Genomic DNA, 13,424 nt, shown 5'->3' on the forward strand with positions numbered 1-13,424 from the left:
CGCTCGACTTGCATGTATTAGGCACGCCGCCAGCGTTCGTCCTGAGCCAGGATCAAACTCTCCATAAAAGTTAAGTTTGACTTGCTCATTTGCACACCGAATGTGCTTTGTTTCAAATCTCTTCTACAAAGAAGAAATGTTTTGACGTACTGGTTGGTTCGTTCAGTTTTCAAAGATCAAATGTTTTGTTTGCCGCTTCAAAACAGCGACTTAATTAATATATCATGTGTAGTTGTTTTCGTCAACAACTTTTTTATGATTTATTTTGTTAAGCCGTTGCGGCTTGCCGCTCTCTTAATGCGACAAGTAATAATATATCACGGCATTTTTAATCACGCAATAGTTTTCTTAAAAAAAGTTACATAATTTCATAGATTGTTTCTTCCATGTAAGATCCCCCGTCCATAGACTGCCAGCAAAGGTACCTGGAAGGAAAGTAACACAATAAGGAAAGTTCTAATCAAAAGGGTTTTTCCGCAAAATAAAAAGGCGAAGCATAAAACTCCCCCTTTTAAATAACCCAAAAATGAATAGCTGTTAAAGACAATACTCCAGGAACTCCCAGGATAGCAGATACGATTGCCGTAAAACCATTGATTGGCACATGCAGACCAAATTGGGCTCCGAACAGGTTCACAAAAAACAACAGAATGACAGCGACAATCAGTCTTGTCATAACCTGACCTACAGCCTTCAACGGTTTGGACGGCATACCTACAATCAGCAGTAATGGGATGGCTAGTCCTAAGAGAAGAATGACGAGTACCGGATCCATAAAAAACCCCCTTGTCCAAGAAACTGTTCTATCAACAGTCTATGCTCTTAGACAAGAGGGTAGTACATCTAATTAAGACAACGCATTGATTCCTCTGAATCTAGCTTCCCTTAATAGGTAGAAATACTTCGCTTTGACGACGGCTAAATCATTCAAGCCCTCGTCGCTCGGTTCGATGCTCTGTTCAATGATCGTGTTTAACGTTTCCCACTCCCGTTTCAACTCTTTAATATGAATGAGGAGTTCACGATCCATTTCTTTTTTTATTGTTTTTTTTCTGCCAAACAAACCTTCTCCCCCTCCCTAAAGTTCTCTACGTCCTTCAAGAGCTTTGGACAGGGTCACTTCGTCGGCATATTCAAGATCCCCTCCAACCGGAAGACCATGGGCAATTCTCGTCATACGGATACCAGAAGGTTTCACGAGACGGGAGATATACATCGCTGTCGCTTCCCCTTCAATATTCGGGTTCGTTGCGAGAATTAATTCTTCAATTCCTTCATCTTTCAACCGGTTGATCAGGCTTGCTACGTTAATATCTTCAGGGCCGATACCATCCATGGGCGAAATCGCCCCGTGGAGGACGTGATACTTCCCGCTGAATTCTTTCATTTTTTCCATTGCGATGACATCCTTCGGATCCTGAACGACACAAATCAACGCTTGGTCTCTCGATTCATCCTGACAAATCGAGCAGGGATCCTGGTCAGTGATATGTCCACATATGGAACAATGGGTGAGTTCCCTTTTCGCATTGACCAGTGACTTGGCAAAATCGAGGACATCATCCTCTTCCATCTCTAAAACGAAAAAAGCCAGGCGAACAGCCGTCTTCGGTCCGATTCCTGGCAGTTTCGTAAAACTGTCGATCAGTTTTGATATAGGTTCCGGGTAATACATGAAAATTCCTCCTAGAACATTCCTCCAGGCATACCTTTCGTGAATTGTCCCATAGTATCATTCGTTTTATCATCTACTTGCTTCAATACGTCATTCGTAGCTGTAATGATCAAATCCTGCAACATTTCCACATCATCTGGATCAACCACTTCTTCATCAATTTCAACATCGGTGATTTCCTTCTTACCGTTGGCTATCACCTTCACCATACCGCCGCCTGCAGAAGATTCAAAGGTCATTTCATAAAGCTCTTCCTGAGCCTTCATCATTTTCTTCTGCATTTTTTGCATTTGCTTCATCATGTTATTCATGTTTCCTCCACCACGCATGGAGCATTCCTCCTTTAAATAGCTGTTAATCTTGAACTTCTATTAAATCATCTCCGACTAGTTTTCGGGCTTCTGAAACTAAGGGGTCTTCTTCTCCCGCTTGAGATGGAGCCGTTTCACTTTCTTCCCCTTCTACTCCAGACCCTCCGTCAGATGATTGTTTCTGTTTCCTGACGTATTCCTCCCTGATCTCCTGCCAGTTCTGTTCAGGAATCGGAATAATTGTCAGCGGCTTGCCAATGAATTCCGTCAGCAATGGCTCAATAGTCTTCTGGTGTTCGGATGCCAAAGAACAATGGATATCATAACGGAAGGCAAGCACAAGCGCCTTCGCAGAGGCAGCCCTCGGCTTACTGTTCAAAAGCGTTGCATGTGCCGGAGCGTTCGTCCGCTTCAAAGCTTCCATAAAGTCCGCCCATCGCCCCTGAACATTTTTGATATCTTCCTTCGATGCTTCGTTCAACACTTGGCGAATACGTTCATAAGGAACATTATACCCTTTTTTCCCGGATTTTGCAGGGGCCCGCTTTTTCGGTGCCGCCTGTGGTTGTGGTGCTGCACTCACCCCTTTTTCTTTCAGGGTGGCAAGCTCCTTTTCAAGGCCTTCAATCTTTCTTGCCAGCTGATCTACGGCTTCTGATTGAACAGGTTTTCCCTGGGCAGGTCCTGCCTGAACTTCCACCATATTCAGCATAGCAATTTCGATGAATACCTTCGGGCTTGTCGTCCATTTCATTTCCTGCTGACAACGATTTAGTTCACGGATTGCCTGCTGAATCCACACAGGAGACAATTCGCCTGATAAATTTCTGAAAGCTTCATCAGGAATTGCTCTTTCCAAATTATGTTCAAGGTCCGGCGCACTCTGGAATAAAAGCAGATCTCTCAAATAATAGATCAGATCGAAAACAAAGCGACCGGGATCTTTTCCTTCTTGAATCAAGTCATCCACCGCTTCAAGAGCTGCTCTTGCATCCTGGTTATGAAGGGACTGCAAAACTGCTGTGAGTTTGCTTTGAGAAACGGAACCCGTCACCGCAAGAACGTCTTCAATGGTTACTTCATCATCACTGTAGGAAATCGCCTGATCAAGAAGACTAAGCGCATCACGCATTCCACCTTCTGCTGTGAGCGCTACAATTTCCAGTGCTTCTCTTGCAATCGCGATGTCTTCAATCGAAGTGATTTTCTCCATCCGTTCAACCATTGCTTTTTGCGAGATCCGCTTAAAGTCGAATCTTTGACATCTGGATATAATCGTCAATGGAATTTTATGAGGCTCCGTCGTTGCCAATATGAATATGACGTGCTTCGGAGGTTCTTCCAATGTTTTCAATAAGGCGTTGAAAGCCCCCATAGAAAGCATGTGGACCTCATCAATGATGTACACCTTGTAAGGCACCGCACTGGGAGCATATTTTACCTTGTCCCGAATTTCCCTGATTTGCTCGACGCCGTTGTTCGAAGCGGCATCAATTTCGATGACATCGGATATCGATCCATCCTGAATACCCAGGCACGCATCACACTCGTTACACGGTTCCTTCACAGGGGAACGCTCGCAGTTGACGGCTTTGGCGAAAATTTTGGCAGCACTCGTTTTCCCCGTCCCTCTCGGTCCAGAGAATAAATACGCATGCGAAAATTTATTCTGCTCAATCGCATTCTGCAGTGTCCGTGTAATATGCGTTTGTCCGACGACTCCTTCAAAATTTCGCGGGCGCCATACGCGATATAAAGCCTGATAGCTCATAAAACCGTTCTCCCTTAATAGTCTCCTCCTCATTATACCTGATTCAAGGTTGTGATGTGAACCTTCGAAAACCGGTATAAAAAAAGAGCTGCTATGAAAGGATCATAGCAGCTCTTTGAGCTTTCTTATGTAATGCCGTGCACCCATCTTCGATGATGTGGCCCTAAGCGTTACTTATGGTTGTGGCTCGACCCAGGCACTCCCACGGCACACGGGAGAGACAGCTTACTGCTGCTTCCTTCCGGACCTGACAGGATTCACTGTTTCCCGTTGCGCAGGACCTGGGTGTCAACACCACTCACATAAGGCAGACCTTAAGGCCGCACCACCTCGGATGGGGATTCGGCCTCGCTATAGCGGATTGCGAGTACAGGGCACCGCTACCTCCCCGCTTAGCACGGCATTAACAAGTATAGCGAGTTTTCGAGAAAAATGCAATGATAAAACACTGTTAATTATTAGTCGACGGCTTATTTTTCTTACGCTCACGCAGGTTGCGGAAAAAATCCGTCAATATTTTTCCGCACGCCTCTTCCATAACCCCAGGGAGAATTTCTGATTTATGATTGAAACGCTCATCATCTAAAAGATTCAAAAGCGTACCTGCACAACCTGCTTTCGGATCCTTGGCACCATAAACGACCCTTGGAATCCTCGATTGTAAAATAGCACCCGCACACATTGGACAAGGCTCTAAAGTGACATACAACGTACAATCCTCAAGCCTCCAGCTGCCTACTTGCTTGTTTGCCTTTTCAATCGCTATAAATTCAGCGTGAGACGAAGCCAGTTGGGAGGTTTCTCTCTGATTGTATCCTTTGGCGACCACTTCCCCATCTTTTACGATGACAGCACCAATCGGAACTTCTCCTTCCAACTCTGCTTTTTCTGCTTCTTTTAAAGCAAGTTTCATATAATGTTCATCGTCAAGCATGATGTTCCTCCTGTGATTTTCAAGAATAATTCCGTTTTCCTATCTCATACATTATTAAAGATGAGAAAGGAGCGAATCCATATGCAAATCCACGTCGTTCAAGAAGGAGATTCGGTATTCTCCATTGCCGGTCTTTATGATAGTACGCCAAATGCCATTATCGAAGCAAATGAACTGGAGACCCCGGGTGACCTTGTCATCGGTCAAGCTCTCGTTATACCGATTGTCGGCCAATTTTATTTTGTCCAGCAGGGGGACAGCTTATATTCCATTGCCCAAAAGTTCAATACCACCGCCGAAAAGCTGGCCCAGGTAAATGGCCTTCAAGTCGGCGCCCCTCTTTCTGTTGGCTTACGCCTCTATATTCCAGATGAGCCGCCAAGACCGATTACAGCCAATGCTTATATAGAGCCCTATGGCGGGGAAGTCTCCGAAACGCTTCGTGCTTCTGCTGAAAACAGGGCAGGATCACTGACCTATCTGGCTCCATTCAGTTATGAAATTCAGGAAGACGCTTCGTTAAAAGCACCGCCTCTTGATAATTTCAAAGAGATCGCTCAACAGAATGATACGGCTCTTATGATGGTTGTTACAAACCTTTCGGAAGATGGATTCAGTGCTGAATTAGGCAGGAAGATTCTTTCCGATGAAGCGCTGCAGGATAAATTGCTCGACAACATTATTCAAACAACCAAGCAAGTAGGTTTTAAAGATGTCCACTTTGATATGGAGTTTCTCCCTCCTGAAATGAAAGAGAACTACAACCAGTTTTTGAGAAAAGCAAAACAGCGGTTGGCGGCGGAAGGATTGCTCATTTCCACTGCCCTTGCTCCTAAAACGAGTGCCGATCAAAAAGGAGCCTGGTACGAGGCCCATGACTACAAAGCCCACGGAGAAATTGTAGATTTCGTGGTTTTAATGACTTATGAATGGGGATACAGCGGTGGTCCCCCACGTGCCGTATCTCCAATCGGTCCGGTCACCGAAGTAGTGGACTATGCATTGTCGGAAATGCCGGCGGAAAAAATCCTTCTCGGTCAAAATTTATATGGATATGATTGGACCCTTCCTTACGAGCCAGGTGGAGAGTTTGCTAAGGCAATTAGTCCACAGCAGGCCATTCAAATTGCGAGAGAAAACAACGTACCGATTTCCTATGACCAGGAGGAACAGGCCCCTTACTTCACCTATACCGATAACGCCGGAAAGAAACACGAAGTATGGTTTGAAGATGCCCGCTCCATCCAACGGAAATTCGACTTAATCAAAAATCGCGGTCTTCTTGGAATCAGCTATTGGAAACTGGGGCTTTCCTTCCCTCAAAACTGGGTGCTGCTCGATGGACAATTCAGTATTGATAAGAAATAAAAAATACTTTTGCCTGTAGGTACACCAGGTAAACTATAAAACAGTCGCTTACCGTTGAGATGTAAGTGACTATTCTTTTTTCACAAAAGTAACCACGTGCGTTTTTATTTCTGTGTCGTGAAACGCTTGAGACAGACCTTTTTCTTTAATCTCTATTTTTGACACGGGACGATAAGGAATTTCTATACTGAATGGCTTCTCAAATGGAAAAGGATCAACGGAAACATTTTCATCATCGATCCAATGGGCAGCCATACCAGCGGGGGCGAAATCAAAAGATTGTCTGAAACCGCCTTTGAACCATGAAACTTCCTCTTTTTTTGGTGTACCAGCTTCCTGCATGCATACGTAAAGGGACAAATCATCACAAAATTGCAACCGGCGAAAATGAAGGTCATAGATATCATAGGGAATGTCCATTTCCATTGCTTCGAACAGATCTTGCTGGCGCGTTTTTTCTTCAGCTAAAAACGTCTGTACAGCGGAATCATTGTCATCCTTGGAAAAGAAGGACGCATAGTGCATACTGCAGAGCATACCCGCATACAAAGAGCGGTCGGCCACCTCTTTAATCCCACGCTGATAAGCCTGCAATTTTCTCTCTAACGGATAATCGACGAATGTATAAGGACGTTGCTTTTCTTCATTCCACTCTGGTTGATCATCCAGTGGAATCCAGGCTCTGTCATGCTGGGCAATTGCCCAATCCGCTTCTTCTCTCAATTTTGAGCGTAATAAAAAATTGTTCTTCCAATGAGCGACGATCTGAGCTGATATCTTGGCGTGCTCATGCTGAGGAATCATGTGAAACTGGTTTTCTTTTTCAATGACAATCATCGTGTGGTCCTCCTCCTTGTATACGTATGCGTGTATGTAATATAGAACGATCTATAGTCTTCCCTTCATTATATAGGAAGTTTCTTCTCCTCTCTACAATAGCACGTTACAAAATGATCACTGTTTTGGTAATCCTTACTCAACAATGAGGCCGGGTTGTGGAAGACTCAGTTTCGATACTTTTGTGAGAGTTTAGGGCTCCGGAGTTCTCGAAACCCCTCTACCAGTAACCTGCCGAGTTTGTAATAAATCCTTTTTCACGTACGTTGTTATAGATTCGTGTTAACCATAGATCCTGCGCTAATAAGGTGTGAGAACAGGGTCTGGGAACGTCCGCATGAAAAGCGAATGGGGACAAGAATGTGTATGTTTTTCTACTGACTGTTCCAATGCACTGCAAATCGTCATCTCCCTGACCCCGTATCCACGGCCAGGTATGGTCATTCAATATTGCTTAAAAGAAGAAAAAGGCCATGGGGAGAAGGTTCCCTCATGGCCTGTCTGTTTATTTATTTCAAGAGTTTTAATGCTTCACGGTTGAAGGCTGGAATGTCATCGGGCTGGCGACTTGTGACCAGCTGGTCCTGACAAACGACAACTTCTTTATCCTGATAATTAACTCCTGCATATTCCATGTCAACGGAAATGGATTTGAATCCGGTCGCCGTGCGCCCTTCAAGAGTTTTAGCTGTGATCAACAGTTGAGGGCCATGGCAGATGGCGAAGACCGGTTTCTTTTCATCCATGAAATGCTTCGCGAAAGAAACGAATTTCTCATCTCCGCGCAGGATATCGGGTGAAAAGCCACCTGGGATGAACAATGCATCAAAGTCTTCAGGTTTTACATCGTCGATGGATGTATCAATTTTAACGGAAGCTTCCCCTTGTTTACCTTCCACTTCTTTGCCCACTTCCCATTCAATGGTGGTCACTTCATGACCTTCATTTGAGAACGCCTCTGCCGGTTGTGTATATTCTACATCTTCAAACATGGACGTCATCACACAAGCAATCTTACTCATATCTACATCATCTCCTTGAATGTATGGGTTGAATTTGAACACATAAGCTATCTTCCCCTGTGAGATGATTTTAAACCTTATTTCCACTTAATGGTTATTGAAAGTCCTTCATGGAAAACTGTTGGAAAGTTGTATCCGACTGGTTTCGATACACTTCACGGCCTGCAATCGTGTTGATAATATGAACATTCCGATGCACGGATAATCCTAAATTGGTAGCGCCTGCTCCGTGTGAGTGGACAAGGTTGGTCAACGTAAAGAAATGATGACTACGACCATCGTTGAAGATCAGCTGATAATCGCGCGATACTTTATACATTCCTTCTTCTTCCCATTCAATTTTTTCTTTGAAACGCTTCTTGAACCAGTCAGGGAAATGAGGTTTATACCCGGTGGCCAGCACAACTTTTTCCGTTGAATACGTGTATTCAACTTCTTCCTGCCACTGTTTACAGTGAAGATAGTATCCATTCTCTTTCGCCTCAATTCCGGTAATTTCCGTCATTGGTTGAATGAGAACACGACTATCCTCCATCCCGGCTGTGCGATGATAGAGCTTCGAATATAACCTCGTGAGTGTATCCGGATCAATTCCTTTTCGAAGCGGCCCAAGCGTATCGAGGGCGTCTTTCCGTTGTTGTAGGCTCAAGGCATGAAAGTAATCGACGAATTCCGGTGTGAACATTTCCTGCGCAAACTTAGCCGTATCCAATTGAAAAAGCCCTCCGGATCTAGTGAAGAGGCTCAGTTTCATATCCGACTGTCTGTCTTGCTCTTCTAATAAATCCAAAAAAACTTCCAAAGCACTCTGCCCCGAGCCGACGATGGTCACATGTTTCGCTTTCAATAAATGATCTTTTTCAAAAAGATAGCGACTCGTATGCATTACGTCTTCGTTCGGTAACCGGTCCATCCCGTCTAAGATTAATGGTTCACTTCCTGTCCCCATGACAATGTGCCTGGCTTGATAATACCTTTCTTCCCCGGTGGCCGTTTCTTTTACTACCACTTCATAGTGGGGGAGATCCGCATCCTTATGGTCGATAACGTCAACGACAGTATGGCCGAAAACCAGGCCATCCAACTGCTTGGCCACCCACTGCATGTAATGGTTGTATTCTTGACGCGGAATTTCAAAATGACGATGGAAGAAGAAAGGGAACATGCGGTCATGTTCATGCAAATAATTCATAAAGGTATAAGGGCTTTTCGGATCCGCGAACGAGACAAGGTCTGCTAAAAAAGGAACCTGAAGATCCATCGTTTCAATCAGCATTCCTGGGTGCCAGACAAACTCAGGAGTCTTGTCGAAGAAGACAGCATCCAAATCATCGGTCTGGTCGATCAATGCGGCCATCCCTAAGTTATAAGGACCGATTCCGACCCCGATGACATCATATATTTCTTTTTCCATTCCATCACTTCCTTGTACCTTCAATTTTCCCTATGAGGACGTGTTTGATTCTTTCCACAGCCGGTCCAGTACTATGACAAGCACCGTCCCAACCAATAATCCATTACTCAGTAAATTTTGTAATATCGCCGGAACACCGCTGAAGGCTTCGGGCGGCAGGAACATCAGTCCTATACCCAGTAAAAAGGACAGTCCTAGAATAGTCAGTCTCCGTTCATCAAGCTTTTCACTCGTCATATTGGAAATGCCAAGTCCCATCAACTGGACAAAAGTTGCGAGCAAAGCTGCGTTAGCTACCGGTGCCGGAATACCAGAAATAAACGCCACTACCGGTGGGAAGAACGAAAACACGACTAATAATAGAGAAGCATATAAAAAAGGACGTTTCCTTTTCTGCCCGGTCAATTGCATGAACCCAGACGATGAAGCAAGCGAAACGTTAGCCACGGCAGAAAAAACGGCTGTAATTCCATGGTTCACCCCCAGGAAACTGCTTCCTTTGTTGACCTGATCATATGTATACTGTGGTTTTCCATAAACGGTATGACTTACCGCAATAATGGAAGCCACTAGATTGGACAATAAAATCACAGCGGTAATAAACCCTAAAGGGAGGGTGCCCCATGTCAGCTGAGGGGGTCCCCAAGCAAAAATTTCAGGTAAGGAAAAAGCTGAGGTTCCTCCTGCTTCAGTGGCAGACCCATTAAAAGTCATGGCATACAATACCCATCCGAAACCAATTCCAATCAAAACAGCGAAACTTTTCAACCAACCTTTTCCCATTACCGATAGTCCAATTACGAGGGCAAGCGTAACAAAGGCGACAAGTGCCTGTTTTCCATCCACCGCTTCTGTCGATTTTTCAATGCCTAACATTCCCTGAAGAAACGTCCCACTCAATTGGACGGTCAGTAAAAATAAAAAAGCCCCCGTTACAAGTGGGGTGAACACAAAAAGCACCCGGTGCGACAAACGGAAAATACCAAATAGGAATAGGAAGATCCCTGTCCATATCATCGTCCCCTGGAGGATTTGTAATGTTTCCATATAGCTGTCGCCTGACTGGGATCCACTGTAGGCCATGACCGCAAATATGCTGATCCATAGGCCTGCAGGTCCTTCCATAATAGGGAGACGATGTCCAAAAACGCCTTGCAGGAAGGAGGCAACCCCGACGACAAAGAATGTCCGTTGCATCAAACCTGCCACTTCATTGAAATTCAATTCGAAAATAGAACCGATAACAATGGGGAGAGCAACTGCGCTCGCCAACAGAAATACAAACCATTGAACGGTCTCTAAAGAGCCGTCCAAAAAACGTGTCGTTCCTTCTTCTTTCATTTTGCCACCTGCAATCTATGTAATATCTCTCCATATGTTACCACAGGACGAATGAAAATTTTGTTCTCATGCTTACCCGTTTCACGTGAAACACCCTTACGAATGAGTCAACAAAAATGAAAGCACAACCCTGATACGGGCTGTGCTTTCATCAATTACTCTTCGAGTGTAGAGGTATCCCCAGTCGGTAAACCAAGCTCCCAAGACTTCAGAAGACGTCTCATGATTTTACCACTACGGGTTTTAGGAATCGTGTCCTTGATTTCAATTTCTCTTGGAGCAGCGTGAGCGCTCAATCCCTTTTTAACGAATTGACGGATATCTTCAAGCAGTTCATCGGATTCTTCATGCCCTTCCCTGAGGGTAATGAATGCTTTAATGATCTCTCCTCGTTCAGGGTCCGGTTTACCGATGACTCCTGCTTCTGCTACCGCTTCATGTTCAATCAATTTACTCTCCACTTCAAATGGTCCAACACGTTCACCAGATGTGTTGATGACATCATCAAGACGTCCCTGGAACCAGAAATAACCGTCTTCATCCTGGTAAGCACTATCACCAGAAACATACCAGCCATTTAAGAAATAACTTTCATATTTCCCTGGGTTCTTCCATACCGCACGCATCATGGACGGCCATCCCTGTTTAATCGCAAGGTTCCCCATTTGATTAGCAGGGAGTTCATTCCCTTCATTATCGACAATAGCCGCTTCGATGCCAGGGAACGGTTTACCCATTGATCCCGGACGCATATCCATCGCAGGATAGTTACAAATCAACATGCCGCCTGTTTCCGTCATCCACCATGTATCGTGGATACGCAAATCAAAGGCTGAAAGTCCCCATGTTACGACTTCAGGATTCAATGGCTCTCCTACACTTAATACGTGACGAAGCGAAGATAAGTCATGCTTTTTCGCAACTCCCTCTCCAGCGCTCAACAGTTTACGGAAAGCAGTCGGAGCGGAATACCAGACCGACACATTTTTCTCGGCAATCGTGCCGTACCAGTCATCCGGACTAAATCGTCCTCCACGGATAACGTTCGTCACCCCGTTTAACCACGGAGCAAAGATGCCGTAACTTGTACCTGTCACCCAACCTGGGTCTGCGGTGCACCAGTACACATCATCTTCTTTAAGATCCAGCACCCATTTACCTGTCTGGTAATGTTGAAGCATGGCATTATGGACGTGATAAACTCCTTTAGGCTTGCCGGTTGAACCAGATGTATAATGAAGAAGCATTCCGTCTTCAAGATCCACCCACTCGATTTCAAATTCATCCGAAGCCTTCTCCATTTCTTCATCATAAGAAATGTAGTTGCCTGGTGCATCGCCACCAACAAGTACGACCTGCTTCAAGTTCGGAAGGTCATCTGCAGGTACACGCTCAAGCAGTTCCGGTGTCGTAATGAGCATCGTTGCTTCACTATCTTCCAGGCGATCTCGTACGGCTTGTTCCATGAATGCCTCAAAAAGCGGGCCCGCAATTGCTCCTACCTTAAGAATACCAAGGAAGGCTGCATAAAACTCAGGGCTTCTTGGCATGAAGAGAAAGACACGGTCGCCTTTTTCTATATTATGTTTTTTCAGTACATTCGCGAAATGATTACTTTTCAATTTCAAATCCTCAAAAGTAAGGGTCTCTTCTCTATCCGGTGCAGAGTAGATCAGAGCTGCCTGATCTTTCTTATCAGGATTTTCTGCATGGCGATCGACAACTTCATAGGCAATGTTTACTTTGCCTGTCTCGTTCCATGAGAACTGCTCTTTCACTTCTTCCCACTGGAAATTCTCATACGCTTCTTTGTAGTTTTCCATGTTGTGATTGCCTGATCGAGCTGGAATTGGTTTCATGTCCATATTCATCATCACCTCATAAGAATGTTTTGTAAACGTTTTCCTTTTGTGGCTGAAGAAAGCTCTGATCCTTTCAGAGCCACGAACTGCATACTTTTCTGAAAATTTTATGAATTACTTCTATTGTAGGGGATTTTTTCTCATATTTAAAGTGTTATCTCCAAAGATTTACAGAATTAGGACAAGGGAACGAGGTAAATTGACAGCATTCCCCTCTGTTTATATAATGAAACGAGCATAAAAGCTTCATAGTAGAGGTTTCTTAGCCAACCCCTCTATAAAAAACTAAGGACCACGTCTTATGATAAGCCGCAGCCCTTAGCCGCTGCGGCTTTTTTATTTAAATTACATTCACAAAGGAGCATGCCTCATGCCAGGACGCAACGACCAAGACCTTGATTTATCACTCCTTGGTAACCAAGGAAATTCCTACTCTTTCGAGTATGACCCGGAAGTCCTTGAAACGTTTGATAACCAACATCCGAACCGTGACTATTTCGTGAAATTCAACTGTCCAGAGTTTACTACCCTTTGCCCGAAGACGCGCCAACCTGATTTCGCAACCATCTATATCAGCTACATTCCAGACGTGAAAATGGTCGAGAGTAAGTCACTCAAACTCTATCTTTTCAGCTTCCGTAATCACGGAGATTTCCATGAGGATAGTGTGAATACAATCATGAATGACCTGATTGACTTAATGGACCCTCGATATATTGAAGTTTGGGGTAAATTCACCCCTCGTGGCGGGATTTCCATTGATCCATTCTGCAATTATGGAAAACCTGGCACGAAATTTGAGCAAATGGCGGACCACCGCCTGATGAATCACGACCTTTACCCTGAAAAAATCGATAACCGATAAAAAAAGAGCTGCGACAAAAATCGC

13 protein-coding genes, 1 rRNA gene and 1 other RNA gene are annotated in these 13,424 nt (G+C 44.6%); 2 read left to right on the top strand and 13 right to left on the bottom strand.

Annotation, left to right across the window (positions count from 1 at the left end):
- The 8 genes from GLW00_RS00005 to tadA all read right to left on the bottom strand — a co-directional run.
- A 16S ribosomal RNA gene (locus GLW00_RS00005) occupies window positions 1-68 on the bottom strand; the annotation flags it as partial.
- A gap of 443 nt (window positions 69-511) precedes the next feature.
- Window positions 512-775: a pro-sigmaK processing inhibitor BofA family protein gene (locus tag GLW00_RS00010; RefSeq protein ID WP_160910443.1), complete on the bottom strand. Its 264-nt coding sequence runs from the start codon at window positions 773-775 to the stop codon at window positions 512-514.
- 72 nt (window positions 776-847) lie between these two features.
- On the bottom strand, window positions 848-1,063 hold the full coding sequence (locus GLW00_RS00015) for a YaaL family protein (RefSeq protein WP_160910444.1): 216 nt from the start codon (window positions 1,061-1,063) through the stop codon (window positions 848-850).
- Between the two features lie 15 nt (window positions 1,064-1,078).
- Window positions 1,079-1,675: a recombination mediator RecR gene (gene recR, locus GLW00_RS00020; protein WP_160910445.1), complete on the bottom strand. Its 597-nt coding sequence runs from the start codon at window positions 1,673-1,675 to the stop codon at window positions 1,079-1,081.
- A gap of 11 nt (window positions 1,676-1,686) precedes the next feature.
- The gene (locus GLW00_RS00025; protein ID WP_160910446.1) at window positions 1,687-2,004 is read right to left on the bottom strand and encodes a YbaB/EbfC family nucleoid-associated protein; all 318 of its coding nucleotides are present in this window, start codon (window positions 2,002-2,004) and stop codon (window positions 1,687-1,689) included.
- A 25-nt stretch (window positions 2,005-2,029) separates the two neighbouring features.
- Entirely contained in the window at window positions 2,030-3,757 is a 1,728-nt protein-coding gene (dnaX, locus tag GLW00_RS00030) for a DNA polymerase III subunit gamma/tau (RefSeq protein WP_160910447.1), read from the bottom strand.
- 135 nt (window positions 3,758-3,892) lie between these two features.
- Window positions 3,893-4,158: signal recognition particle sRNA large type (ffs, locus tag GLW00_RS00035), an RNA gene on the bottom strand.
- A gap of 50 nt (window positions 4,159-4,208) precedes the next feature.
- A complete protein-coding gene (gene tadA, locus GLW00_RS00040) occupies window positions 4,209-4,691 on the bottom strand; it encodes a tRNA adenosine(34) deaminase TadA (RefSeq protein ID WP_160910448.1) in 483 nt (160 codons plus the stop codon).
- A gap of 81 nt (window positions 4,692-4,772) precedes the next feature.
- On the opposite strand from tadA, the gene GLW00_RS00045 reads away from it, so the two are divergent.
- Window positions 4,773-6,059, top strand: coding sequence for a glycoside hydrolase family 18 protein (locus tag GLW00_RS00045; RefSeq protein WP_160910449.1), 1,287 nt, complete (start codon window positions 4,773-4,775; stop codon window positions 6,057-6,059).
- A gap of 69 nt (window positions 6,060-6,128) precedes the next feature.
- Here GLW00_RS00045 and GLW00_RS00050 read toward each other — a convergent pair whose 3' ends face one another.
- The 5 genes from GLW00_RS00050 to acsA all read right to left on the bottom strand — a co-directional run bounded on the left by GLW00_RS00050 (window position 6,129) and on the right by acsA (window position 12,538).
- Entirely contained in the window at window positions 6,129-6,896 is a 768-nt protein-coding gene (locus GLW00_RS00050; RefSeq protein WP_160910450.1) for a DUF3891 family protein, read from the bottom strand.
- Window positions 6,897-7,405: 509 nt separating this feature from the next.
- A complete protein-coding gene (locus GLW00_RS00055; RefSeq protein ID WP_160910451.1) occupies window positions 7,406-7,918 on the bottom strand; it encodes a type 1 glutamine amidotransferase domain-containing protein in 513 nt (170 codons plus the stop codon).
- 94 nt (window positions 7,919-8,012) lie between these two features.
- Entirely contained in the window at window positions 8,013-9,332 is a 1,320-nt protein-coding gene (locus GLW00_RS00060; protein WP_160910452.1) for a lysine N(6)-hydroxylase/L-ornithine N(5)-oxygenase family protein, read from the bottom strand.
- Between the two features lie 30 nt (window positions 9,333-9,362).
- On the bottom strand, window positions 9,363-10,673 hold the full coding sequence (locus tag GLW00_RS00065) for a purine/pyrimidine permease (protein WP_160910453.1): 1,311 nt from the start codon (window positions 10,671-10,673) through the stop codon (window positions 9,363-9,365).
- Between the two features lie 155 nt (window positions 10,674-10,828).
- Window positions 10,829-12,538: an acetate--CoA ligase gene (gene acsA / locus GLW00_RS00070; RefSeq protein ID WP_160910454.1), complete on the bottom strand. Its 1,710-nt coding sequence runs from the start codon at window positions 12,536-12,538 to the stop codon at window positions 10,829-10,831.
- 367 nt (window positions 12,539-12,905) lie between these two features.
- On the opposite strand from acsA, the gene queF reads away from it, so the two are divergent.
- Complete coding sequence (gene queF / locus GLW00_RS00075; protein WP_160910455.1) at window positions 12,906-13,400, top strand: preQ(1) synthase; 495 nt, start codon at window positions 12,906-12,908, stop codon at window positions 13,398-13,400.
- Window positions 13,401-13,424 lie beyond the last annotated feature (24 nt).

The sequence above is a fragment of the Halobacillus litoralis genome (genome assembly GCF_009856445.1).
Classification (GTDB): Bacteria; Bacillota; Bacilli; order Bacillales; family Halobacillaceae; genus Halobacillus; species Halobacillus litoralis.